Source organism: Erwinia aeris (assembly GCF_041224955.1).
In the GTDB taxonomy this organism is placed as follows: Bacteria; Pseudomonadota; Gammaproteobacteria; order Enterobacterales; family Enterobacteriaceae; genus Erwinia; species Erwinia aeris.
Genome location: NZ_JBGFFX010000005.1, coordinates 166585 through 191459, shown reverse-complemented (window position 1 = coordinate 191459; position 24875 = coordinate 166585). Strand labels below are relative to the sequence as shown.

General features: G+C 57.8%; 25 protein-coding genes. 15 read left to right on the top strand and 10 right to left on the bottom strand.

Features of this window, described 5'->3' with window-relative positions:
* The first annotated feature begins 1 nt into the window (after position 1).
* From murD to lpxC, 9 genes are all read left to right on the top strand, one after another.
* Entirely contained in the window at positions 2–1318 is a 1317-nt protein-coding gene (gene murD, locus AB6T85_RS10705; RefSeq protein WP_369895533.1) for a UDP-N-acetylmuramoyl-L-alanine--D-glutamate ligase, read from the top strand.
* On the top strand, positions 1318–2532 hold the full coding sequence (gene ftsW / locus AB6T85_RS10700; RefSeq protein ID WP_253455280.1) for a cell division protein FtsW: 1215 nt from the start codon (positions 1318–1320) through the stop codon (positions 2530–2532). Before murD ends, ftsW begins: the two co-directional genes overlap by 1 nt.
* Entirely contained in the window at positions 2529–3587 is a 1059-nt protein-coding gene (gene murG, locus AB6T85_RS10695) for an undecaprenyldiphospho-muramoylpentapeptide beta-N-acetylglucosaminyltransferase (RefSeq protein ID WP_369895531.1), read from the top strand. The genes ftsW and murG overlap by 4 nt, the downstream gene beginning before the upstream one ends.
* 58 nt (positions 3588–3645) lie before the next feature.
* A complete protein-coding gene (gene murC, locus AB6T85_RS10690; protein WP_301730712.1) occupies positions 3646–5118 on the top strand; it encodes a UDP-N-acetylmuramate--L-alanine ligase in 1473 nt (490 codons plus the stop codon).
* Complete coding sequence (locus AB6T85_RS10685) at positions 5111–6031, top strand: D-alanine--D-alanine ligase (protein WP_253455277.1); 921 nt, start codon at positions 5111–5113, stop codon at positions 6029–6031. The genes murC and AB6T85_RS10685 overlap by 8 nt, the downstream gene beginning before the upstream one ends.
* A gap of 1 nt (position 6032) precedes the next feature.
* A complete protein-coding gene (gene ftsQ, locus AB6T85_RS10680) occupies positions 6033–6872 on the top strand; it encodes a cell division protein FtsQ (RefSeq protein ID WP_253455276.1) in 840 nt (279 codons plus the stop codon).
* Positions 6869–8125, top strand: coding sequence for a cell division protein FtsA (ftsA, locus tag AB6T85_RS10675; RefSeq protein ID WP_125288999.1), 1257 nt, complete (start codon positions 6869–6871; stop codon positions 8123–8125). Before ftsQ ends, ftsA begins: the two co-directional genes overlap by 4 nt.
* Positions 8126–8197: 72 nt before the next feature.
* Positions 8198–9355: a cell division protein FtsZ gene (gene ftsZ / locus AB6T85_RS10670; protein ID WP_125289000.1), complete on the top strand. Its 1158-nt coding sequence runs from the start codon at positions 8198–8200 to the stop codon at positions 9353–9355.
* Positions 9356–9456: 101 nt separating this feature from the next.
* Positions 9457–10374: a UDP-3-O-acyl-N-acetylglucosamine deacetylase gene (gene lpxC, locus AB6T85_RS10665; protein WP_125289001.1), complete on the top strand. Its 918-nt coding sequence runs from the start codon at positions 9457–9459 to the stop codon at positions 10372–10374.
* Positions 10375–10377: 3 nt separating this feature from the next.
* Here the strand turns inward: lpxC and AB6T85_RS10660 are convergent, their stop codons facing one another.
* Entirely contained in the window at positions 10378–10890 is a 513-nt protein-coding gene (locus AB6T85_RS10660) for a DUF721 domain-containing protein (protein WP_125289002.1), read from the bottom strand.
* 21 nt (positions 10891–10911) lie between these two features.
* Between AB6T85_RS10660 and secM the strand changes: the two genes are divergently transcribed.
* Together secM and secA are read left to right on the top strand one after the other, a co-directional pair.
* Positions 10912–11391 (top strand): secA translation cis-regulator SecM, encoded by a 480-nt coding sequence (secM, locus tag AB6T85_RS10655; protein WP_253455275.1) that lies wholly within the window; start codon positions 10912–10914, stop codon positions 11389–11391.
* Positions 11392–11461: 70 nt separating this feature from the next.
* Complete coding sequence (gene secA / locus AB6T85_RS10650) at positions 11462–14167, top strand: preprotein translocase subunit SecA (protein ID WP_253455274.1); 2706 nt, start codon at positions 11462–11464, stop codon at positions 14165–14167.
* Positions 14168–14217: 50 nt separating this feature from the next.
* Here the strand turns inward: secA and AB6T85_RS10645 are convergent, their stop codons facing one another.
* Positions 14218–14385, bottom strand: a complete 168-nt coding sequence (locus tag AB6T85_RS10645) for a hypothetical protein (protein WP_301730710.1) — start codon at positions 14383–14385, stop codon at positions 14218–14220.
* A gap of 108 nt (positions 14386–14493) precedes the next feature.
* Entirely contained in the window at positions 14494–15039 is a 546-nt protein-coding gene (locus tag AB6T85_RS10640; protein WP_253455272.1) for a prepilin peptidase, read from the bottom strand.
* A gap of 238 nt (positions 15040–15277) precedes the next feature.
* Here AB6T85_RS10640 and mutT point away from each other — a divergent pair, with 238 nt between their 5' ends.
* Entirely contained in the window at positions 15278–15673 is a 396-nt protein-coding gene (mutT, locus tag AB6T85_RS10635; RefSeq protein ID WP_253455271.1) for an 8-oxo-dGTP diphosphatase MutT, read from the top strand.
* 311 nt (positions 15674–15984) lie between these two features.
* Here mutT and yacG read toward each other — a convergent pair whose 3' ends face one another.
* The 3 genes from yacG to coaE are packed head-to-tail and all read right to left on the bottom strand — an operon-like array spanning position 15985 to position 17558.
* The gene (gene yacG, locus AB6T85_RS10630; RefSeq protein WP_253455270.1) at positions 15985–16188 is read right to left on the bottom strand and encodes a DNA gyrase inhibitor YacG; all 204 of its coding nucleotides are present in this window, start codon (positions 16186–16188) and stop codon (positions 15985–15987) included.
* A gap of 11 nt (positions 16189–16199) precedes the next feature.
* Positions 16200–16943 (bottom strand): cell division protein ZapD, encoded by a 744-nt coding sequence (gene zapD, locus AB6T85_RS10625; protein ID WP_125289008.1) that lies wholly within the window; start codon positions 16941–16943, stop codon positions 16200–16202.
* 3 nt (positions 16944–16946) lie between these two features.
* On the bottom strand, positions 16947–17558 hold the full coding sequence (gene coaE, locus AB6T85_RS10620; RefSeq protein ID WP_369895528.1) for a dephospho-CoA kinase: 612 nt from the start codon (positions 17556–17558) through the stop codon (positions 16947–16949).
* A 235-nt stretch (positions 17559–17793) separates the two neighbouring features.
* Between coaE and AB6T85_RS10615 the strand changes: the two genes are divergently transcribed.
* Positions 17794–18834, top strand: a complete 1041-nt coding sequence (locus tag AB6T85_RS10615) for a GMP reductase (protein ID WP_369895527.1) — start codon at positions 17794–17796, stop codon at positions 18832–18834.
* A 245-nt stretch (positions 18835–19079) separates the two neighbouring features.
* Here the strand turns inward: AB6T85_RS10615 and hofC are convergent, their stop codons facing one another.
* The 4 genes from hofC to nadC form a co-directional block, all read right to left on the bottom strand.
* Positions 19080–20279, bottom strand: coding sequence for a protein transport protein HofC (gene hofC / locus AB6T85_RS10610; protein ID WP_369895525.1), 1200 nt, complete (start codon positions 20277–20279; stop codon positions 19080–19082).
* Positions 20272–21663, bottom strand: coding sequence for a type II secretion system protein GspE (gspE, locus tag AB6T85_RS10605; protein ID WP_369895524.1), 1392 nt, complete (start codon positions 21661–21663; stop codon positions 20272–20274). The genes hofC and gspE overlap by 8 nt, the downstream gene beginning before the upstream one ends.
* Complete coding sequence (gene ppdD / locus AB6T85_RS10600; RefSeq protein WP_253455266.1) at positions 21660–22109, bottom strand: prepilin peptidase-dependent pilin; 450 nt, start codon at positions 22107–22109, stop codon at positions 21660–21662. Before ppdD ends, gspE begins: the two co-directional genes overlap by 4 nt.
* A gap of 206 nt (positions 22110–22315) precedes the next feature.
* On the bottom strand, positions 22316–23221 hold the full coding sequence (gene nadC, locus AB6T85_RS10595) for a carboxylating nicotinate-nucleotide diphosphorylase (RefSeq protein WP_301730707.1): 906 nt from the start codon (positions 23219–23221) through the stop codon (positions 22316–22318).
* A gap of 216 nt (positions 23222–23437) precedes the next feature.
* Between nadC and ampD the strand changes: the two genes are divergently transcribed.
* Both ampD and ampE read left to right on the top strand, forming a co-directional pair.
* Positions 23438–24004, top strand: a complete 567-nt coding sequence (gene ampD, locus AB6T85_RS10590) for a 1,6-anhydro-N-acetylmuramyl-L-alanine amidase AmpD (RefSeq protein WP_253455264.1) — start codon at positions 23438–23440, stop codon at positions 24002–24004.
* A gap of 5 nt (positions 24005–24009) precedes the next feature.
* Positions 24010–24864, top strand: a complete 855-nt coding sequence (gene ampE, locus AB6T85_RS10585; RefSeq protein WP_253455263.1) for a beta-lactamase regulator AmpE — start codon at positions 24010–24012, stop codon at positions 24862–24864.
* The last annotated feature ends 11 nt before the right edge of the window (positions 24865–24875 follow it).

The following is a 24875-nucleotide window of genomic DNA, read 5'->3' as shown; positions in this document are numbered from 1 at the left end:
AATGACTGATTACCAGGGTAAAAAAGTCGTCATTATCGGTCTGGGATTGACCGGGCAGTCGTGCGTTGACTTCTTTTTAGCGCGTGGCGTCACGCCGCGCGTCATGGATACCCGACTTGTTCCGCCGGGCCTGGAAAAGCTGCCAGCAGAAGTGGAACGCTGGCTGGGTTCGTTGAACGACGACTGGCTGCAAAGCGCCGATCTGATTGTCGCCAGCCCCGGGCTGGCGCTGTCGCATCCGTCCCTGACGGCGGCGGCGAAAGCGGGCGTGGAGATCGTAGGCGACATCGAGCTGTTTTGCCGCGAGGCGCAGGCGCCGATTGTGGCGATCACCGGCTCTAACGGCAAAAGCACCGTGACCACGCTGGTGGGCGAGATGGCTACAGCCGCAGGCTGGCAGGTCGGCGTGGGCGGCAATATTGGCCTGCCGGCGCTGATGCTGCTTGCTCAGCCCGCCCGGCTCTACGTGCTGGAACTCTCCAGCTTCCAGCTGGAAACGACCCACAGCCTGAAAGCGGCGGCGGCGACCATCCTGAACGTGACGGAAGATCATATGGATCGCTATCCGTTCGGGATGCAGCAGTATCGGGCGGCCAAGCTGCGCGTTTACGAACAGGCAGACGCGTGCATTGTGAATGCGGACGATGCGATGACCATGCCGGTACGCGGCGCGGATAAACGCTGCATCAGCTTTGGCGTCGACGTCGGCGACTATCACCTGACGCGCCAGCAGGGCAGCACCTGGCTGCGCGTTAAGGGCGAAAAAGTGCTGAACACCAGCGAGATGTCCCTGGTCGGCCAGCATAACTACACTAACGCGCTGGCGGCCCTTGCGCTGGCCGATGCCGTGGGTTTGCCTCGCGCCTCCAGCCTGAAAGCGCTGACTACCTTTACCGGCCTGGCGCACCGCTTCCAGCTGGCGCACGAGCGTAACGGCATTCGCTGGATCAACGACTCCAAAGCGACCAACGTCGGCAGCACCGAAGCGGCGCTGAACGGTCTGACCGTGCAGGGCACGCTCTGGCTGCTGCTGGGCGGCGACGGCAAATCCGCCGACTTCACTCCGCTGGCTCGCTACTTACAGGGCAATAACATCAGAATTTACTGCTTTGGTCGGGATGCGGCCGCGCTGGCGGCGCTGCGCCCGGAAAGGGCAGTGCAGACCGCAACGATGCAGGAAGCCATGCAGCAGATTGCCGCCAAAGCGCAGTCGGGCGATATGGTGCTGCTGTCGCCGGCCTGCGCCAGCCTCGATCAGTTTAAAAACTTCGAGCAGCGCGGCGACGTGTTCACTCGACTGGCAAAGGAGCTGGGCTGATGCGTGTTCCGGGTTTAAGCGTTGCCAGCTGGCTGTCAGAACGCCTGAAAGAGTGGGTGATGGGCTCGCGCGAGAGCGATGCCAGCACCATGGTGCTTTACGACCGCACGCTGCTCTGGCTGACGATAGGGCTGGCGATTATCGGCTTCGTGATGGTGACGTCGGCCTCCATGCCGGTGGGCCAGCGTTTATCGGACGATCCTTTTTACTTCGCCAAGCGCGATGCCTTTTACATCGTGCTGGCGTTCGGCATCGGGCTGGTCACGCTGCGCGTGCCGATGGCTTTCTGGCAGCGCTACAGCAACATTATGCTGCTGGTCACGGTGGTGATGCTGCTGATTGTGCTGGTGGTGGGCAGTTCGGTAAACGGCGCCTCGCGCTGGATTGCGCTCGGCCCGCTGCGTATCCAGCCTGCGGAGCTCTCCAAGCTTTCGCTGTTCTGCTATCTCGCCAGCTATCTGGTGCGCAAGGTAGAGGAAGTGCGCAACAACTTCTGGGGTTTCTGCAAGCCGATGGGCGTGATGGTGGTGCTGGCGGTCCTGCTGCTGGCGCAGCCCGATCTGGGTACCGTGGTGGTGCTGTTTGTCACCACGCTGGCGATGCTGTTCCTGGCTGGCGCAAAATTATGGCAGTTTCTGGCGATCATCGGCTCCGGTATTTTTGCGGTTTGCCTGCTGATTATTGCCGAACCTTACCGTATGCGGCGCGTCACCTCTTTCTGGAACCCGTGGGAAGATCCCTTTGGCAGCGGCTACCAGCTGACCCAGTCGCTGATGGCGTTTGGCCGCGGCGAATTCTGGGGCCAGGGGCTGGGCAACTCGGTACAGAAACTGGAATATTTACCGGAAGCGCACACCGACTTTATCTTCTCGATTATCGGTGAAGAGCTGGGTTATATCGGTGTGGTTTTAGCGCTGTTAATGGTATTCTTCGTCGCTTTTCGCGCGATGTCTATCGGGCGCCGCGCGCTGGAGCTTGACCAGCGCTTCGCCGGTTTTCTGGGCTGCTCTATCGGCGTCTGGTTTAGCTTCCAGGCGCTGGTTAACGTTGGCGCCGCAGCAGGTATGCTGCCGACCAAAGGCCTGACGCTGCCGCTGATCAGTTACGGCGGCTCCAGCCTGATAATTATGTCAACCGCCATCGTATTTTTGTTACGCATAGATTATGAAACGCGTCTGGCAAAAGCCCAGGCGTTTACGCGAGGTAGTCGATGAAAGGGAAGCGACTGATGGTTATGGCCGGCGGCACCGGAGGACACGTTTTTCCGGGGCTGGCGGTGGCGCACCATCTGATGGCGCAGGGCTGGCAGGTGCGCTGGCTCGGCACGGCTGACCGTATGGAGGCCGATCTGGTGCCGAAACACGGCATCGACATCGATTTTATTCGCATCAGCGGCCTGCGCGGCAAAGGGCTGAAGGCGCAGCTGGCCGCGCCGCTGCGGATTTTCCACGCCGTATGCCAGGCCCGCGCGATCATGAAGGCTTATAAACCGGACGTGGTGCTGGGCATGGGCGGCTACGTTTCCGGGCCGGGCGGCCTGGCGGCGTGGAGCTGCGGTATTCCGGTGGTGCTGCATGAACAAAACGGCATCGCCGGATTAACCAATAAGTGGCTGGCGAAAATCGCCAAAAAAGTGATGCAGGCGTTTCCCGGCGCGTTCCCTGATGCGGATGTGGTCGGCAACCCGGTACGGACAGACGTGCTTGCTCTGCCGTTGCCTGCTGAACGTATGGCCGATCGCAGCGGCCCGGTTCGCGTATTGGTTATCGGCGGCAGCCAGGGCGCCCGCGTGCTGAACCAGACGCTGCCTCAGGTGGCCGCGAAGCTGGGCGACAGCATTACGCTGTGGCACCAGACGGGCAAAGGCGCGCTGGCTGAAGTCAACGACGCCTACGGTAAGGTTGGACAGACGCAGCATAAAGTCACCGAATTTATTGACGATATGGCAGCGGCCTACGCCTGGGCGGACGTTATCGTCTGTCGCTCCGGCGCGCTGACGGTCAGCGAAGTGGCCGCCGCAGGCTTACCGGCGATCTTCGTGCCGTTTCAGCATAAAGATCGTCAGCAGTACTGGAACGCGCTGCCGCTGGAAAAAGCGGGCGCGGCAAAAATTTACGAGCAGCCGCAGTTTACGGCTGACACCGTGGCGCAGACGCTGGCCGCATGGGAGCGCCCAACGCTGATGGCGATGGCAGCGAAGGCCCGTGCCGTGGCGATCCCGGATGCGACCGAGCGTGTCGCAGCCGAAGTCAGCAAAGCGGCGCTATAGCACAGGACGAGACTTGTCCCGGAACAGGGTGCCAGCAGGTACCGACAGGCAGAAAGAGATGAATACACAACAACTGGCAAAACTGCGTTCTATCGTGCCCGAGATGCGTCGCGTCCGGCACATTCACTTTGTTGGCATCGGTGGTGCCGGCATGGGCGGTATTGCCGAAGTGTTGGCCAACGAAGGCTATGAAATCAGCGGTTCCGATCTGGCGCCGAATGCGGTCACGCAGCATTTGAGCGCGCTGGGAGCGACCATCTATTTTAACCATCGTCCTGAAAATGTCAGCGATGCCAGCGTGGTGGTGGTATCCACCGCGGTGTCGCAGGATAACCCGGAACTTATCGCGGCGCGTGAAGCCCGCATTCCGGTGATCCGTCGGGCGGAAATGCTGGCCGAGCTGATGCGCTTCCGTCACGGCATCGCCGTCGCCGGGACGCACGGAAAAACCACGACCACGGCCATGGTATCCAGCATTTATGCGGAAGGCGGCCTGGATCCGACCTTCGTTAACGGTGGCCTGGTCAAAGCGGCCGGCACCCATGCGCGTCTGGGCAGCAGCCGCTATCTGATTGCGGAAGCGGATGAAAGCGATGCGTCCTTCCTGCACCTTCAGCCGATGGTGGCTATCGTCACTAATATCGAAGCTGACCACATGGATACCTATCAGGGCGATTTTGAGAACCTGAAGCAGACCTTTATCAATTTCCTGCACAACCTGCCGTTCTATGGCCGCGCGGTGCTCTGCGTGGATGACGCGGTGATCCGCGATCTGATCCCGCGCGTAGGCCGCCAGATCACCACTTACGGCTTTAGCGAAGATGCCGACGTGCGTATCGCCAGCTACGAGCAGCACGGCGCGCAGGGCCACTTCACGCTGGCCCGCCAAGATAAGCCGCTGATGCAGGTGACGCTGAACGCGCCTGGCCGCCACAATGCGCTGAACGCCGCCGCCGCGGTAGCCGTCGCGACGGAAGAGGGCATTGACGATGCAGAAATCCTGAGCGCGCTGGAAAGCTTCCAGGGCACCGGTCGTCGCTTCGATTTCCTGGGCGAGTATCCGCTACAGGAAGTGAACGGCGTGCAGGGCACCGCGATGCTGGTTGACGATTATGGTCATCATCCCACGGAAGTTGACGCCACGATCAAAGCGGCCCGCGCGGGCTGGCCGGACAAGCAGCTGGTAATGATCTTCCAGCCGCATCGCTATACGCGCACCCGCGATCTCTATGACGATTTCGCGAACGTGCTGTCTCAGGTGGATGTGCTGCTGATGCTGGACGTTTACTCCGCTGGCGAAACGCCGATCCCCGGTGCCGACAGTCGCTCGCTGTGCCGCACCATCCGTGGGCGCGGCAAAGTGGATCCTATCCTGGTGTCGGACCATGACGCCGTGCTGGAAATGCTGGCGCCGAAGCTGTCCGGCAACGATTTAATTCTGGTGCAGGGCGCGGGCAACGTTGGTCGTATTGCCCGCACGCTTGCTGAAAATAAGTTACAACCGCAGAAAGAAGGTAAACATCATGGCTGAGAAAGTAGCGGTATTGCTGGGTGGCACTTCTGCGGAACGCGACGTTTCCCTGATGTCGGGCAACGCCGTGGTGAGCGGACTGCTTGAGGCGGGCATCGACGCGCATGCCGTCGATATCCGTGATTTTCCGGTAACGCGCCTGAAAGAAGAAGGCTTCGATAAAGCTTTTATCGCGCTGCACGGTCGCGGCGGCGAAGACGGCACCCTGCAGGGGCTGCTGGAGTTTCTGGCTATTCCCTATACCGGCAGCGGCGTGATGGCTTCCGCCATTACCATGGACAAGCTGCGCACCAAATGCCTGTGGCAGGGCTGCGGCCTGCCGGTATCGCCTTACGTGGCGATTACCCGTAAAGAGATGGACGCCGGGCTTAACGACGAGATCCGCGCCCGTATCGCAGCGCTGGGCCTGCCGGTTTTCGTTAAGCCCAGCAGCGAAGGCTCCAGCGTCGGCATCAGCCGCGTTAACGACGCTGACTCGCTTCAGGCTGCGCTGACCGAGGCTTTCCGTCACGACGACGACGTGCTGGTAGAGGCGTTTCTGAGCGGCCCGGAATACACCGTAGCGGTGATCGGCGACGATATTCTGCCTTCCATTCGTATTCAGGTGGCTTCGGAGTTCTATGACTATGAAGCAAAATACTTTTCTGACGAAACGCAGTACTTCTGTCCAAGCGGTTTATCGGCCGAGCGGGAAGCGGAACTGAGCGAGATCGTGATTAAAGCGTGGCGCGCGCTGGGCTGTAGCGGCTGGGGACGCGTCGATCTGATGATGGGCGGCGACGGCCAGTTTTACCTGCTGGAGGTGAATACCTCGCCCGGCATGACCAGCCACAGCCTGGTGCCGATGGCCGCTAAGCAGGCCGGCATGAGCTTTTCGCAGCTGGTAGCCCGCATTCTGGAACTGGCGGACTGATATGTCCCAGGCTGCTCTGAATGTTCGCAATCGCGAGGCGCAGGAAAAAGCGCGCACCGGCCGCAGCAACGGCTCGCGGCTGGCCGGCATTCTTTTCCTGTTGATAGTGCTTGGCGTGATGTCGGCAGGCGGTTACGTAGTGGTACGCTGGATGAACGACGCGTCCCGGCTGCCGCTGTCCAGGCTGGTGGTGACGGGGCAAATGCACTACACCACCAACGACGATATTCGTCAGGCTATCCTGTCGCTGGGCGAGCCTGGCACTTTTATGTCGCAGGACGTGGATGTTATCCAGCAGCAGATCGAACGGCTGCCCTGGATCCAACAGGTCAGCGTGCGTAAGCAGTGGCCGGACGAATTAAAGATTCATCTGGTTGAATATGTGCCCGTTGCCCGCTGGAATGACCTGCATCTGGTTGATGCAACGGGAAAATCGTTCAGCGTGCCGGCTAATCACCTCGGCAAAGAGAAGATGGTGATGCTTTACGGGCCGGAAGGCAGCGAATCCGAAGTGCTGGCAGGCTACCATCAGATGGACGCTATGCTGGCCGCCGGAAAATTTAAGCTGAAGGCGGCGTCAATGACGGCGCGGCGTTCATGGCAGCTGGTGCTGGATGACGATACGCGTCTGGAACTGGGACGCAACGAGGATATGAAGCGGCTGAAACGCTTCATTCAGCTCTGGCCGACGCTCCAGCAGCAGGCGCAAGCGGAAAATAAGCGGATCGGTTATGTGGACCTGCGATACGACTCTGGCGCGGCAGTAGGCTGGGCACCGCCACTTATTCAGACCACTGACGGTAATAAGCAACAGAATCAGGCACAGGTTAAACAACAATGATCAAGGCGACGGACAGAAAACTGGTAGTTGGACTGGAAATCGGCACCGCGAAGGTCGCCGCTTTGGTAGGGGAAGTTTTGCCCGATGGTATGGTCAATATCATCGGGGTGGGTAGCTGTCCTTCTCGCGGCATGGATAAAGGCGGCGTCAACGACCTGGAGTCGGTCGTCAAGTGCGTACAGCGTGCAATTGACCAGGCCGAACTGATGGCGGACTGCCAGATTTCGTCGGTTTATCTGGCGCTGTCCGGAAAACACATCAGTTGTCAGAACGAAATAGGGATGGTTCCTATTTCAGAAGAGGAAGTGACCCAGGAAGATGTGGAAAACGTGGTGCACACCGCGAAATCCGTGCGTGTTCGTGACGAACACCGGATTTTGCACGTTATTCCGCAAGAATATGCGATCGATTATCAGGAAGGGATCAAAAATCCGGTAGGCTTATCGGGCGTGCGTATGCAGGCGAAAGTCCATTTGATCACCTGCCATAACGATATGGCGAAAAACATCGTTAAAGCGGTTGAACGATGCGGCCTGAAAGTTGACCAACTGATTTTCGCCGGTCTGGCCTCCAGTTTCGCCGTGCTGACCGAAGATGAACGCGAGCTGGGCGTTTGCGTTGTGGACGTCGGCGGCGGCACAATGGATATCGCGGTCTATACTGGCGGGGCGCTGCGCCACACCAAGGTTATCCCGTATGCGGGCAACGTGGTCACCAGCGACATCGCCTATGCGTTCGGCACGCCGCCGACCGATGCGGAAGCCATTAAAGTGCGTCACGGCTGCGCGCTCGGCTCCATCGTCGGCAAAGACGAAAACGTCGAGGTGCCCAGCGTGGGCGGTCGGCCGCCGCGCAGCCTGCAGCGCCAGACGCTGGCAGAGGTCATTGAGCCGCGCTATACCGAGCTGCTGAACCTGGTCAACGACGAGATTTTACAGCTGCAGGAGCAGCTGCGTCAGCAGGGCGTCAAGCATCACCTGGCCGCAGGCATCGTCCTGACCGGCGGTGCAGCGCAGATTGAAGGCCTGGCGGCCTGCGCGCAGCGCGTGTTTCATACGCAGGTACGCATCGGCCAGCCGCTGAATATCACCGGCTTAACAGATTATGCGCAGGAGCCTTACTACTCGACGGCTGTCGGGCTGCTGCACTACGGAAAAGAGTCTCATCTTAACGGTGAGGCGGATGTGGAAAAAAGAGCGTCAGTGGGCAACTGGTTCAAGCGAATCAACAGCTGGCTGAAAAAAGAGTTTTAATTTAGAGAAAAGGAGATCATGCTAGGCTTATTTTATGATCTCCAGGCGACAGGCACATAACGGAGAGAAATTATGTTTGAACCTATGGAATTAACCAATGACGCGGTGATTAAAGTCATCGGCGTCGGCGGCGGCGGCGGTAACGCCGTAGAGCATATGGTGCGTGAGCGCATCGAAGGCGTAGAATTCTTTGCCGTTAACACCGACGCTCAGGCGTTGCGCAAAACGGCAGTAGGCCAGACCATCCAAATCGGTAACGGGATTACCAAGGGTCTGGGTGCCGGGGCAAACCCGGAAGTAGGACGCAATTCAGCGGAAGAAGATCGTGAAGCATTACGTCAGGCGCTGGAAGGCGCGGACATGGTGTTTATCGCCGCAGGTATGGGCGGCGGCACCGGTACCGGCGCCGCGCCGGTCGTGGCCGAAGTAGCCAAAGATTTAGGTATCCTGACCGTGGCCGTCGTGACCAAGCCTTTCAATTTTGAAGGCAAGAAGCGTATGGCTTTCGCGGAGCAGGGTATTGCCGAGCTCTCCAAGCATGTCGATTCTCTGATTACTATTCCAAACGACAAGCTGCTGAAAGTGCTGGGTCGCGGTATTTCTCTGCTGGACGCGTTCGGCGCGGCTAACGACGTGCTGAAAGGCGCAGTGCAGGGCATTGCCGAACTGATTACCCGTCCGGGCCTGATGAACGTCGACTTTGCCGACGTGCGCACCGTGATGTCCGAAATGGGCTATGCAATGATGGGCTCCGGCGTGGCGTGCGGCGAAGACCGTGCGGAAGAAGCGGCCGAAATGGCGATCTCCAGCCCGCTGCTGGAAGATATCGACCTTTCCGGCGCGCGCGGCGTACTGGTCAACATCACGGCTGGTTTCGACCTGCGTCTGGATGAATTTGAAACCGTGGGTAACACTATCCGCGCCTTCGCTTCCGACAACGCGACCGTGGTTATCGGTACCTCGCTGGATCCGGAAATGAACGACGAGCTGCGTGTGACCGTGGTCGCAACCGGCATCGGCATGGACAAACGTCCGGAAATCACGCTGGTGACCAACAAGCAGGCACAGACTCAGCCTGTTATGGATCATCGTTATCAGCAGCACGGTATGGCGCCGCTGCCTCAGGAACAAAAGCCTGCGGCGAAGGTGGTCAACGAGCCCGGCACGCAAACCAACAAAGAGCCTGACTATCTGGATATTCCGGCCTTCCTGCGTAAGCAGGCGGACTAAGAATTCCCTGAAGGTTGGGGTTCTCCGCTCTTTGTGTTAAAGTGTTCGCCCGTCAGTGATTTATACTGGCGGTCGGATGAGTAATTTTGCGAGATAATGCGATGATCAAACAACGGACATTAAAACGTATTGTTCAGGCGACTGGCGTCGGTTTGCATACCGGCAAGAAAGTCACTCTGACGCTACGCCCTGCGCCGGCTAACACCGGGGTCATCTATCGTCGCACTGACTTGAATCCACCGGTTGATTTCCCGGCTGATGCCAAATCCGTGCGTGATACCATGCTCTGTACCTGTCTGGTCAACGAGCATGACGTGCGTATTTCCACGGTCGAGCACCTGAATGCGGCCCTTGCCGGCCTCGGCATTGATAATATCGTGGTGGAAGTTAACGCGCCTGAAATCCCTATTATGGATGGCAGCGCGGCGCCCTTTATTTATCTGCTGATGGACGCGGGTATTCAGGAGCTGAACTGCGCGAAAAAATTTGTACGCATCAAACAGCCTGTCCGGGTTGAAGACGGCGACAAATGGGCCGAACTGGTCCCGCACAACGGCTTTAAGCTCGATTTCACCATCGACTTTAAGCACCCGGCTATCGACGCCAGCTCACAGCGCTACAGCATGGATTTTTCCGCTGAAGCCTTTGCGCGTCAAATCAGCCGTGCCCGTACGTTCGGCTTTATGCGCGACATCGAGGCGTTACAGTCTCGCGGTCTTTGCCTGGGCGGCAGCTTCGACTGCGCCATCGTGGTGGACGACTATCGCGTGCTGAACGAAGACGGCCTGCGTTTTGAGGACGAGTTCGTGCGTCACAAAATGCTGGATGCGATCGGCGACCTGTTTATGTGCGGACACAACATCATTGGCGCGTTTACCGCGTTCAAAGGTGGTCACGCGCTGAACAACAAGCTGCTGCAGGCCGTGCTGGCGAAGCAGGAAGCCTGGGAATGGGCAACGTTTGAAGACGAAGCCGAGCTGCCGGTGACCTTCCGTGCGCCAAACCTGGTGCTGGCTTAAGCACTATTTATGACGACTGGTTGAGCGGGTACTCTCTCCGGCCAGCAAGGCCAGTCGTTCTAATGTTTTCTTTAGTTTTTCCGGGCTACGGCTCGCGACTCCCCGTAAAATTTCCGCACTCTCTTCGCTAAGCTGACGCCCCAGATTATTCTCTTTTGCTGGCCGAACGCTGTTTTCCTGCGCGTTTTCCTGAGCTTTTGCCGCCATCGTTGGATTTATCCTGATGTCGATTGACGTCAATGATGGTAATATTTGCGCTCGTAAAGCTGACAGCAGGCTGGATTGTTCATAGCGTAAGCGCATCATCCAGCTGGCATTAGCGGTTTCAAGCACCAGAACGCCCTGGCGGAAATTCGCCACGCGGCACCAGGGATGCAGCTGAGCCGGGATAATACCCTGCAACGCACGGTTCAGCTTATTCAGCGCAATAGCGCGTTGCTGAATGGATTGCAGCATACTCTGGCCTTCGGCAGCTTCGAAAAAACTTTCAATTGATTGCGGGCGACTATCGCGCATAGCAGGCTCCGGCGGAAAACAGTGGGTATTCTTAATTGTTGGCGACAATTTGGCAGACGTTACTTCTGGCCGCATCTCCTGTTGGGGATGGTCGCGGCGAGCTTTGGTCTGCCTCACGCCTCAGGTGATACCTTACCAGAAACGGCTTCCAGAAGCCTGAATATCAATAATAGCGTGCGCTTCGACAGCCTTGCGTTGTTGAACGCGCGTCGCGCCAGCTTTAATGTGGATTACTGGCATCAACACGCCATCCGCACCGTTATTCGCCATCTCTCTTTTACGCTGACGCCCGCTGCCGTTATTGAGCAGGCCACGCCGCTTGAGGTGCATCGGCTGGCGCTGCTGGACACGCTGAATGCGCTACTCACGCATGAAGCCAGACCGCCCGCGATTGTTCGCCAGACCACGCCGCAGCAAACAACCGACGCGCCTCGCTATCAGACCGGCCTGTGGCTGGCCAGCGTGCAGGGCATTCGCGCCGGGCCTGTCTCTCTCGCATAAATCGACTATAGTTCCCCCATTAAAAGTTTAGTGATGCGCTGTAGAAGCAGTGGCTGAGAGAATATTGTTTATGTTAATCAAATTATTAACCAAGGTTTTTGGTAGCAGTAACGACCGTACGCTGCGCCGTATGCGCAAAGTGGTTGAGCAGATCAACAAGATGGAACCGGACTTTGAGAAGCTGTCCGATGATGAGCTGAAGGCGAAGACCGCCGAGTTCCGCGCGCGTCTGGAAAAAGGCGAAGTGCTGGAAAACCTGATCCCGGAAGCCTTTGCGACCGTACGTGAGGCCAGCAAGCGCGTCTTTAACATGCGTCACTTTGACGTGCAGCTGCTGGGCGGCATGGTACTGAACGATCGCTGCATCGCGGAAATGCGTACCGGTGAAGGTAAAACCCTGACCGCTACGCTGCCTGCTTACCTGAACGCCCTTAGCGGCAAAGGCGTGCACGTCGTCACGGTCAACGACTATCTGGCGCAGCGTGATGCGGAAAACAACCGCGCGCTGTTCGAGTTCCTGGGACTGAGCATCGGCATCAACCTGCCGGGAATGCCTGCTCCGGCCAAACGTGAAGCCTACGCTGCCGATATTACCTACGGCACCAACAACGAATATGGCTTTGACTATCTGCGCGATAACATGGCGTTCAGCCCTGAGGATCGCGTACAGCGCAAGCTCAACTATGCGCTGGTAGATGAGGTCGACTCCATCCTGATCGATGAAGCGCGTACGCCGCTGATTATCTCCGGCCCGGCGGAAGACAGCTCCGAACTCTATATCAAAGTTAACAAAATCATCCCTCACCTGATCCGTCAGGACAAAGAAGACTCCGACACCTTCCAGGGCGAAGGCGACTTCTCCGTGGATGAAAAAGGGCGTCAGGTGCATCTGACCGAGCGCGGCCTGATGAAGGTGGAAGAGCTGCTGGTCAGCGAAGGCATCATGGAAGAGGGCGAGTCGCTTTATTCGCCAGGCAACATCATGATGATGCACCACGTCACGGCGGCGCTGCGCGCCCATGCGCTCTTTACCCGCGACGTGGACTATATCGTGAAAGACGGCGAAGTGATTATCGTCGATGAACATACTGGTCGTACCATGCAGGGCCGTCGCTGGTCGGATGGTCTGCATCAGGCGGTAGAAGCGAAAGAAGGCGTGGAGATCCAGAACGAAAACCAGACGCTGGCTTCTATTACCTTCCAGAACTATTTCCGCCTTTACGACAAGCTGGCCGGTATGACCGGTACGGCAGATACCGAGGCTTTTGAGTTCAGCTCTATCTACAAGCTGGAAACGATTGTCGTGCCGACCAACCGCCCAATGGTGCGTAAAGATCTGCCGGATCTGGTCTATATGACCGAGAAAGAGAAGATCGACGCGATCATTGAAGATATCCGCGAGCGTACCGCTAACGGCCAGCCGGTGCTGGTGGGAACGATCTCTATTGAGAAATCGGAAGTGGTGTCAGCCGAGCTGACTCGCGCCGGGATCAAACACGAGGTGCTGAACGCCAAGTTCCACGCCCGTGAAGCGGATATCGTGGCGCAGGCTGGTCAGCCGGGCGCGGTTACCATCGCAACCAACATGGCGGGTCGCGGTACGGATATCGTGCTGGGCGGCAGCTGGCAGGCGGAAATCGCCGCGCTGACCGATCCAACCCCTGAGCAGATCGAAGCGATCAAGAGCGCCTGGAAAGTGCGTCACGATGCGGTACTGGCTTCCGGCGGTCTGCATATCATCGGCACCGAGCGTCATGAATCACGCCGTATCGATAACCAGCTGCGCGGCCGCTCCGGTCGTCAGGGCGATAACGGCTCCTCACGCTTCTATCTGTCGATGGAAGATGCGCTGATGCGTATTTTCGCCTCCGATCGCGTCTCTAATATGATGCGTAAACTGGGCATGAAGCCGGGCGAAGCGATTGAGCATCCGTGGGTGACCAAAGCTATTGCCAATGCACAGCGCAAAGTGGAAAGCCGTAACTTTGATATTCGTAAGCAGCTGCTGGAATATGATGACGTGGCTAACGATCAGCGTCGCGCTATCTACACCCAGCGTAACGAGCTGTTGGACGTTTCCGACGTATCGGAAACTATCACCAGCATCCGTGAAGACGTGTTTAAAACCACGATCGATACCTACATTCCACCGCAGTCGCTGGAAGAGATGTGGGATGTGCCAGGCCTGCAGGAACGTCTGAAAAACGATTTCGACCTGGAGCTGCCGATTGCAGAGTGGCTGGACAAAGAGCCTGACCTGCATGAAGAGACGCTGCGCGAACGTATTATGACGCAGGCCAAAGAGCAGTATCAGCGTAAAGAAGAAGTGGTCGGCATTGAGATGATGCGCAACTTTGAAAAAGGCGTGATGCTGCAAACGCTGGATTCGCTGTGGAAAGAGCATCTGGCTGCAATGGACTATCTGCGTCAGGGCATCCATCTGCGTGGCTATGCGCAGAAGGATCCTAAGCAGGAGTACAAGCGCGAGTCTTTCGCCATGTTCGCCGCAATGCTGGAGTCGCTGAAGTATGAGGTGATCAGCACGCTGAGCAAGGTGCAGGTGCGGATGCCGGAAGAAGTCGAAGCGATGGAAGAGCAGCGTCGTGAAGAAGCCGAGCGTCTGGCGCAGCAGCAGCAGCTGAGCCATGTGGATACCGAAACGGAAGCAGCGATGGCGCTGGCTGAGCAGACCGGCGAGCGCAAAGTCGGACGTAACGATCCTTGCCCTTGCGGCTCAGGAAAAAAATATAAGCAGTGTCACGGCCGCCTGGCCTGACGGGTATTGCTGACCACGCTTTAAAAAACCGGGGAATTCCCCGGTTTTTTTTATGGCGGAGAGACAGGGCAAACCAGTACGCTCTTGCACAGCCACAGCCACAGCCACAGCCACAGCCACAGCCACAGCCACAGCCACAGCCACAGCCACAGCCACAGCCACAGCCACAGCCACAGCCACAGCCACAGCCACAGCCACAGCCACAGCCACAGCCACATAATTTTTACTAAAGCCAGCTCACCTTGCGTCAGTTATAGTCTTTGCCAAAGCGAGGCCGTGTTATGCCAGTTATAGTCTTTGCCACGTCAGGGCCGGCCTCCTGGCCGTTATCCATAGAGCCAGAGAAATATCGTCCAGCCTGCAAAGGCCAGCGCAGGCCCAAAAGGGAAAGGCGCATTAAGCGGATGCCTGAACATCAGCCACGCGGCAAAAAGCGCGGCTGAGGTGATAAGCGTCGCCAGCAGCACGATCCAGGGCAGCCGCTCCAGGCCCGTCCAGGCGCCCAGCGCCGCCAGTAATTTGGCATCGCCCAGCCCCAGCCCCTCTTTGTTTCTCAGCAGCCAATAGCCGCGCGAGAGCAGCCAAAGCGTGCTGTAACCCGCCGCTGCGCCATAAACGGCCTGCTCCGGCGTCAGGCCCGGCAGCAATCCGATCGTGCTGGCAAGCAGTCCAAGCCAGAGCAGCGGCAGCGTCAGCATATCCGGCAGCAGAAACAGGCGATAATCCACGACTGCCAGTGCTAATAACGTCCAGCTTAGCAGCAGCGCCGGCAGCCACAGCCTCAGAGGCAGCTGCGCTATGACGATTGTTGTCACTGCCAGTAGCGCTGGCAGCATGAGCATGTTTACCTGAAGGCTAAAGATGCGGCGCATATTTCTCTCCTCTTATCCGTGAGTCGGCAGACGTCGCCGTGCCTGTCTGCTTTGCTTAAGACGGGCTTCCCTGAAACGAAATTCTACGCTTTGTTTTTACTGCCGTACCGGCCTTCGGCCATTTTCATGCTGTTACATAGCTGATTTTCGTAACGGCTCGCAGTTTACAATCGGGCTTGCGATTGTGCCGCAACGCTGGAATAGTGGCGGCGTACTTCAGGCAATCCAGAGAACAGTTATGAAGCATTTACAGGTGGCAGTAGGCATCATTCGTGACGGGCAGAAAAGAATATTTCTAACCCAGCGCTCCGCTAAATCCCATATGGCTAACCGATGGGAATTTCCCGGCGGGAAAATCGAAGCAGGCGAAACGCCGGAACAGGCGCTGAAGCGCGAGCTACAGGAAGAAACGGGCATCACTCCGCTGAGCGCATCGGCCTGCGGTATGGCCAGCCATACGGACAGCGAGCTACAGGTCACGCTGCATTTCTTTCTGGTAGAGGCCTGGCAGGGCGAACCGTGGGGACGTGAAGGGCAGCCGCAACGTTGGGTCGCGCAGCAGGCGCTGGTGGCGCAAGAATTTCCTCCCGCCAATGCAGAACTGATCGCTCGCCTGCAGGCCGGACTGATTTAGACGCGATCGTTGCCCGTAGGCTTGGGTGGATTCAGGCGATATCGCTCGCAGGCCGTGCTGATTCAGACGATATCGTTGCCTGCAAACCGGGCTAATTTGAGCGATATTTCTCGTGTGCAGGCCGTGCTGATTCAGGCAATATCGTTGCCTGCAGACACAGGCTAATTTGAGCGATATTTCTCATCTGCAGGCCGGGGCTGATACAGGCGATATTGTTCGTCTTCAGAGCGGGTCAACGTAGACGATATTGCCTCGCTGCTGGCTGAAAAGGGCCATATTCAGCCAGCGGTCATCTTCCTGGTAGTAGGCTTTCAGTAGCGATCTTTCGGTTCTTCGCTCCATTCATCGCTGTCGGAAAGATCGCCCTCGCTGGGAATACGTTTCTCTTCGTTAGCCCATTCGCCCAAATCGATCAGCTGGCAGCGCTTGCTGCAGAAGGGCCGCCAGGGGCTCAGCTCATCCCAGATAACCTCTTTATCACAGGTTGGACAGTTTACAGTGATGACTTCATTCATTGATCGTTACCTCAGCAGCAGGCAAGTTGAAAATCGAGGCGCGCCGGCACCTCGCCGTGCTCGCTGTCGAGCGGCAGAAAGCGGATAGCATAGCGGCTTTTATGGCCGGAAACCTGCGGATAAAGCGAGTCCTCCAGCATCAGCTGCAGGCGCAGCAGATCGGCGCCTTCCGCATTGTCCTGATAAAATCCGTTCAGGCTGGTCTGATGGCGAAAAGCGCCCGACTGGCGAATTAAGTCCAAAATCAGCGTCAGCGCGTCGCGGATAGGCGCCAGCGAGTTCATCCACAGCGCAACCTGACTGTCCCGTTTCTCCTGTTCTATATGCAGCCAGATATGCAGCGTAGGCAGGTCGAAACTGCAGCAGCCGCCGGGAATACTTAAGCGCTGACGCACCAGTCCGATCAACCGATCTTCCCGCATCATCTGTCCCATACGCGGAGCGGCCATCAGCGCAGTCGAACGCGTTTTCAGACTGTCGTGCAGCTTATGCACCAGATCCATATCCACGCCCGGCACTTCTGCCCAGGAGCGCAGCTTCTGCTGCTGCTTATCCAGCTCTTTGACAATTTCGGTACGCAGTTCGCCGCGTTCAAATACATCCAGCAGCTCGGCCGCATTGCGGAAAAAAGTTAGCGCGCTGACTGAATCGACGATGGTGCGGCTGCTGTCCAGCTGATTCATCAAAAATTCAATGCGCAGCCAGGTCCGCATTTTTTCATTTAATGGGTACTCAAATAAAACCGTTGTGCTCATGCTTTAATCCTGATCTGTTGCTCCGGCAAGCTGGCGATAGCGCTGATCCAGCCGGGCAACTTTGGCGACCACATCATCAGGTGTGCCGCCGTTATCGATAATGTCGTCGGCTACGGCAAGTCGCGCTTCACGCGTGGCCTGCGCAGCCAAAATATGTTCAGCCTGTTCACGGCTGATGTGGTCTCTGCTCATGGTACGCGCCAGCTGCGTTTCGCGATCGACATCCACAACCAGCACCCGATCGGCCAGCTGTTGCAGATTGTTTTCAACCAGCAAAGGAACGACCCACAGGCACCAGACGGAGCGGGTTAACGCCAGCTGGCGACGGGTCTCACTATGGATCAGCGGATGCAGAAGGGCGTTCAGCCAGGCTTTTTCCTGCGCGGAACTAAAAATCCGCTGACGCAGCGCGGCGCGATCTAACGAGCCGTCCGGGCGAATGACCGCCGCACCGAACCGCTCTTGTATCGCTTTCAGCGCGGGTTGACCGGGCTCCACGACCTGACGGGCAATAATATCGGCGTCAACGATATCCACGCCTCTGGCCGCGAAGGCGTTAGCGATAGTGGTTTTCCCGCTGCCGATACCGCCGGTCAGCGCAACAGTATAGCTCATAGTCCCGATTCTCACGGCTCCGATGTGGCCGCATCCGCTCAGGCCAGCATTGACGCGGCCGCTAAAAGTGGGGTGCAGATCACATAAGAGAATCACAGATAAATTTATGGGATTGTAGCCTAAATAAACCTGTTTTCGCAGTCTTGTCCGTGCGTTTTTAGCGCGTATGATAAGGCTACTGGAGCTGGCAGCAGCACCCAATCATCAGATTGCGCCATCAACCAGGAAGTGATTTATGCGTATTGAAGAAGATATTAAGCTAGGTTTTAAAGATGTCCTGATCCGCCCCAAGCGTTCCACGTTGAAGAGTCGTTCACAGGTTGACCTGAACCGTCAGTTCACCTTCAAACACTCCGGCGTCGCCTGGTCAGGCGTGCCGATCATTGCCGCCAATATGGATACCGTCGGCACCTTCAGCATGGCGGAAGCGCTGGCCTCATTCCAGGTCCTTACCGCCGTTCACAAGCATTATAGCGTGGCACAATGGCAGGCCTTTATCGCTCGCGTACCTGAAAGCGTACTGCAATACGTGATGGTTTCTACCGGCACTTCCGATGCCGATTTCGTTAAAATGCAGCAGATCCTCGCGCTGTCGCCCGCGTTAAATTTCATTTGTATTGACGTTGCTAACGGCTACTCCGAACACTTTGTCGAGTTTTTACAGCGCGCTCGCGAGGCCTGCCCGGATAAAACTATCTGTGCGGGTAACGTAGTGACGGGCGAAATGGTGGAGGAGCTTATCCTTTCCGGTGCCGATATCGTGAAGGTGGGCATCGGCCCCGGATCTGTCTGTACTACAAGGGTGAAAACTGGCGTAGGCTATCCGCAGCTTTCCGCCGTAATTGAATGTGCGGATGCGGCGCATGGGCTGGGCGGTCAAATTGTCAGCGACGGCGGCTGTTCGGTACCGGGCGACGTGGCGAAAGCCTTCGGCGGCGGCGCCGATTTTGTGATGCTCGGCGGGATGCTGGCCGCGCATGATGAATGCGAAGGCACGCTGGTGGAAGAGGACGGCGAGCAGTTTATGCTGTTTTACGGCATGAGTTCTGAATCTGCGATGAACCGGCACGTTGGCGGCGTGGCGGGCTATCGGGCGGCAGAAGGCAAAACCGTTAAGCTTCCCGTTCGCGGCCCGGTAGACAACACGGCGCGAGACATTCTTGGCGGCCTGCGCTCTGCCTGTACCTACGTTGGCGCTGAGCGGCTGAAAGAGCTGACCAAGCGCACGACCTTTATCCGCGTGGCGGAGCAGGAAAACCGGGTGTTCAATCGATAAGTAATATTGCTAACCGGCCTGCCGCTTGCGCTGAGCGGCAGGCTTTTACGCTGTCGCTTTCACACCCTGTCTGGTAGAACGGCATCACTTTGCCTGCCTTAAAGCGTCGCCTGTCCCAAAATGTTGCCTGCTTCAAAGCATTGTCTGCCTTAAAGCATTGTCTGTCTCAAGGCGTCTCCTGTCTCAAAGCGTTGTCTGTCTTAATACGTCCTCTGTGTGAATACATCGCCTGGTCAAAACGGTCACTATCCCAAAGCATCGCCCAGGTTAAAGATGGGCAAGTACATCGCGACTACCAGCGTGCCGACCAGCACGCCGGTAACGATCATCATTAACGGTTCCAGCGCGGCGGCCAGATTATCCGCCAGCTCATGCGTGCTGGCCTCATGCCATTCCCCCAGCCGCAGCAGCAGGCTGTCCAGCGCGCCAGCCTCTTCGCCCACTTTTATCAGCTGGTAGCACAGCGGCGTGAAAAGCTCGTGCTGTGCCAGCGCCCGATACAGCGGGTTACCGGCGGCGATATGCTGCTGCAGGGCGACTATCGCCTCCCGCCACAGCAGATGATCGAGCGTTTTCTCTACCGCCTGCAGCCCCTGCAACAGCGTCAGACCAGCCTGCTGCGTCAGCGTCAGGGTCAGAAAGATACGGCTGAGCTGGCCGCCGCGATAAAGCCTGCCGATAAGCGGCAGCTGTAACAGACATCGCTGCTCGTTACGCTGCCAGACGGGCAGGCGGCGGCTTTGCCAGCGCCAGTAAGCGAGGCCGCCGAAGGCCAGCGGCAAAATAAGCATGCCATAACGCTGTAGCCCCTCTGAAAGGGCGATTATGGCTGCGGTAAAGGCCGGTAGCGGCGCGTTAAAGGAATGATAGATAGCTACAAACTCCGGCAAAACGAACACCAGCATTCCGATGCTGACCAGCAGCGCGACGGCGACCACAAACAGCGGATAGCGCAGCGCTTTCATTACTTTCTTTTGCAGCTGTTGTTCTCTTTCCTGCTGACCGGCCAGCCGCAGACAGCATTCGTCCATTCTGCCGGTCAGTTCGCCAACCGCGATCAGGGCAGGGTAGAGCGGTGGGAAAACTACAGGCCAGTCGGCCAGCGCCTGTGAAAAGGGTATGCCTTCCGACACGCTTTGCTCTATCTGCGTGAGTAAAGCCTGCCAGCCGGGATCGGCATGGCCTTCAGCCGTCAGCCGCAGGCTGGCAGAAAGCGTCATGCCTGCCTGCAAAAGCGTAGCCAGCTCGCGGAAAAAGGTAATCTTGTGCTGCCATTTCCAGTCGCCGGCGCGATAGCGGCGTCCTTTGCTAACCTTTAGCGGCAGCAGGTCGAGCGCCATGAGCCGTTCTGTTGCTTCCTGGCGGCCACGGCAAAAACAGGCTCCCTGATGAAAAGCGCCTTCTTTGTCCATGGCCTGCCATTCCACTAACAGCGGATCAGTCATCGTCATTACCGACAATTCGATTCAGCTCTGCCAGCGTGGTTTCGCCTTTATTCACGCTATGTAGTCCTTCTACAAACAGCGAGTTTATATTTTGCTGCCGGGTAATTTTCAGCAGCGCCTCCTGAGCGCTGTCGGTCGCGATAGCATTTTGCAGCCGCGCATTAACGGGAAGCAGCTCGAACAGCGCCAGCCTGCCATAAAAGCCGGAATAGCAGCGTTCGCAGCCGACGGCGCGCCAGTTTTGCACCGTACCCGGCCAGAGAACCTGAGGGAAATGGGCCAGCGCTTCGGCGGGTTCGCGACAGTGCGGGCAGAGACGGCGTACCAGACGCTGGGCGATAACCAGCTTTAGCGCGGAGGCAAGCTGGTAGCCGGGAATGCCGATTTGCCTTAGCCGGGTCAGCGTTTCCGCCGTGGAGTTGGTATGCAAAGTCGACAGAACCAGATGGCCGGTCTGCGCCGCCTTGATGGCGATTTCCGCCGTTTCCGCATCGCGGATTTCGCCAATCATAATTACGTCGGGATCCTGACGCAGAAGAGCGCGTAGCACGCGGTTGAAATCAAGTCCGGTTTTAGGATGTACCTGGGTTTGATTAACGCCCGGCAGCGGGATTTCCACGGGATCTTCCACGCTGCACAGGTTGCGGCCCGGCGTGTTAAGCGAGCTCAGCCCGCTGTAAAGGGTAAAGGTTTTCCCGCTGCCGGTAGGGCCGGTAACCAGAATCAGCCCCTGCGGCCTCGCCAGTGCCTCGCGAAAGCAGCGCAGCGCCGCTGGCGACATGCCGAGATTCTCCAGCGACACGGACTGGGTGTCAGTTTGCAGCAGTCGGATAACCGCTTTTTCACCGCAGCGCGTGGGCAGCGTCGAGAGGCGAAAGGAAGCGGGTTTTCCCAACAGCGCCAGCGTGAACTGGCCATCCTGCGGGATCCGGCGTTCGGCGATATCCAGGTTAGCGACTATTTTCAGCCTTGCCAGCAGCGCCGCGGCGTTGTCGGCTGGCGAAGTCGGCACGTTTTGCAGCACGCCATCCACCCTAAAACGGATGCGTAACGCGTCGGCCTGAGGTTCGATGTGGATATCTGACGCGCGCTGCTGTATCGCCAGCGCCAACAGATTGTCGATACGCTGGATGGTGGTTTCGCTATGTGCCGCCGCAGGTTCCGAGGCGGCCGGACGATCCTGTCGATACTGTTCCAGTCGCGCCGGTGGCCAGTACTCAATCTCAATCGCGCCCTGAGCGGTAAAACGCAGCGCCGCCATCATATCGGCCGAGGGCGGCGTCGCCATCGCGATGTGCAGCCGCTGCGGCGTAAGCGAAAGCACCACGGCGTGATGACGTTGACAAAGGGCCTCGACGGCCTGCAGAGAGGAAGACGCTGTCATTCCGCCACCTCGCTGTCATCGTCAAAGCGGAAGATATTTTCACAGGCTTCTTTCAGCCCCGTTTGCTGGGTGGCGCAGGTGCGCTGCCAGCCGATTTGGCCTTCGGCACCGTCCCACTGCGGTTTCATTGTTACCGTCAGGCCATTCAGGCTCTCCTGGCCCGTCAGCGTCAGCGCGCCGCCCTGCACGGCCACAGTGGCAACATAGCGCGACCCTTTCCCGGACGGCACGCCGTTGCTGCCTGCGCTACAGCTTTCCGCGCCGCCGTGCTCGATGGCGCACAGTTCCACGGCGGTTTTAAAAGGCATCGCCGTTTGCAGCATATCGGTCAGCGCGGCTTTTTGCAGATAGTTCTGGTAAGCCGGCAGGCCGATAGCGCTGAGAATGGCGATGATAGCGATAACTATCATTAGTTCGACCAGGGTAAATCCCTGCTGATTTTTCATGATGTTGACTTCCATGTGTTTAAGGAGTCAGCAACGTACCGCTGAAAAAAAACGCAGGCCAGCGGCAAAAAAACGTTTCCGAAGAAGGGCAGCAGGAATTCTTTCGCTATTACATCAGCAGACAAAAAGGCGGGAAGACGGCTCGCAAAATTCAGTGATGGGAGCGAAAACGCCATCCGGAGACGGCGTTAAAATGACAGGTAAAATTAATGGGCGGCAGCGGGGCGAAAGCGCATGGAGAGATCCAACGCCCGCACGTGCTTGGTTAGCGCGCCGACCGAGATGTAATCCACGCCCGTTTCGGCGAAAGTCCGTAGCGTCTCGTCGGTGACGTTGCCGGAAACCTCCAGCAGCGCGCGGCCGTTGGTCAGGCGCACCGCTTCCCGCATCTGCTCAACGCTGAAGTTATCCAGCATGATGATATCCGCCCCGGCCTCGATCGCCTGACTAAGCTCGTCCAGCGATTCAACCTCAACTTCCACCGGCACGTCCGGATGCAGCCAAAACGCCTTTTCCACGGCCTGGCGTACTGAACCGGTGGCGATAATATGGTTTTCCTTGATCAGGAAAGCGTCGGAAAGGCCCAGTCGGTGGTTAGCGCCGCCGCCGCACAGCACGGCATACTTCAGCGCGGTGCGCAGTCCCGGCAGCGTTTTTCTCGTATCCAGCAGCTGCGTTTTGGTACCTTCAAGCATCGCCACATAGCGGCTGACCTCGGTCGCCACGCCGGATAACGTCTGGACAAAATTCAGCGCGGTGCGTTCCGCTGTCAGTATCAGCGAGGAAGGGCCGGTTACTTCAAACAGCGGCTGGTTGGCGACGATCGCGTCACCATCCTCCACGTGCCAAATCATCTGCGTCTTATTACCAAGCTGGATAAAAACTTCTTCGACCCAGCGTTTCCCGCAGAAAATACCCGGTTCACGGGTAATCACTACGGCATGAGAGCGGGCATCTTCTGGTAACAGGCTGGCGGTAATATCCCGGCTGGCGTCGATCTCGCCGCCCAGGTCTTCTCGCAGCGCCAGGGCGACGGCAGGAGGAATATCATCCTTAATACGTTCCAACAGCGCGGCACGGCGGCTGTCCGCATCGTAGCGACGGGTTGTCATGGTCAAACTCCAAAAGGGCGGATTGAAGAGAGAACCATGCTAGCTTTTTTACCCGCGGCTGGCGAGTCGGTTACTGCGCCAGGGCAGCCGATTTTTTGCCGCCTGACAGGGCAAAAAGCGACGAAACTTCCCTCGAGCTGTTTCTGCGGCGGCGAGGCTTCCCGCGTCAGGGATTCATGTTACTCTGATGTTATCTATAGAAAAGGAGAGCAGGCCATGCAGTTGCAGTCAGGCTGGCTGACCGGCGTGAAGCGGGTGCCGTCGCCGCATTTTAATCAGCGCCCGCAAAACGAAACGCCCACGCTTCTGGTTATTCATAATATCAGCCTGCCGCCGGGCGAGTTCGGCGGCCCGTGGATCGATGCGCTATTTACCGGCCAGCTGGATGCCGGGGCCCATCCTTACTTTGCGGATATCGCGCATCTGCGGGTTTCCGCGCATTGCCTGATCCGTCGCGATGGTGAAATCATCCAGTACGTGCCTTTTGATTTACGCGCCTGGCATGCGGGCGTTTCCTGCTATCAGGGACGGGAGGCCTGCAATGATTTTTCTGTTGGCATTGAGCTGGAAGGCACCGATGTGCTGCCCTATACCGATGCGCAATACCAGGCTTTGCAGGCGGTGACCCGTTTACTGGCAAAGCACTATCCGCAAATAGTCGAAAATATTACCGGGCATAGTGATATCGCGCCGGAAAGAAAAACCGATCCCGGACCGGCGTTTGACTGGGAAAGATTTCGGAGCGGGCTGGAGCACGATCCCTCCGCTGTACAGCAGGAGTAACAGGCATGACGCTTTTTAGTTTGTTATTGGTTCTGGGTTGGGAACGCTTGTTTAAAATGGGCGAGCACTGGCAGTTGGATCACCATCTGGCCCGGTTGTTCCGTCGTCAGCGGCGCTTTTCGCTGCTGCGCACGCTGGCGATGACGCTGGCGGCGATGGCGGTGGTCGCACTCTGTTTACTGGCGCTGAAGGGCCTTTTTTTCGGCGTTTTACAGCTGCTGTTCTGGATTGCCGTTGGGCTGTTGTGCATCGGTGCGGGGTCGGTAAGGCTGCATTATCATGCCTATCTGAAAGCGGCCAGCCATAACGATACGGACGCGCACAGCGCCATGGCAGAAGAGCTGACGCTGATCCACGGCCTGCCGATGGAGTGTAACGAGCGCGAATATCTCTGCGAACTGCAAAATGCGCTGCTGTGGATTAACTACCGCTTTTATCTGGCACCGCTGTTCTGGTTTGTCGTGGGCGGCCCATGGGGACCGGTTCTGCTGGTGGGATATGCTTTTCTGCGCGCGTGGCAGAGCTGGCTGGCGCGTCGTTATACGCCACTGGAACGGTCGCAATCCGGCGTGGATGCTATTCTGCACTGCGTTGACTGGATCCCGGTAAGACTGGCGGGAGTTGCCTATGCCTTATTGGGACATGGCGAACGCGCGCTGCCGGCCTGGTTTGCTTCATTGGGCGACCGGCATACCTCGCAATATCAGGTGCTGACCCGACTGGCGCAGTTTTCGCTGGCGCGCGATCTGCATACGGACAAGGTGCAAACGCCGCGAATTGCCGTTGCGCTGGCCAAGAAAGTGTCGCTGGTGATCGTGGTAGTGGTGGCGCTGCTGACTATTTACGGCGCGCTGGTATAGCAGGAATAATC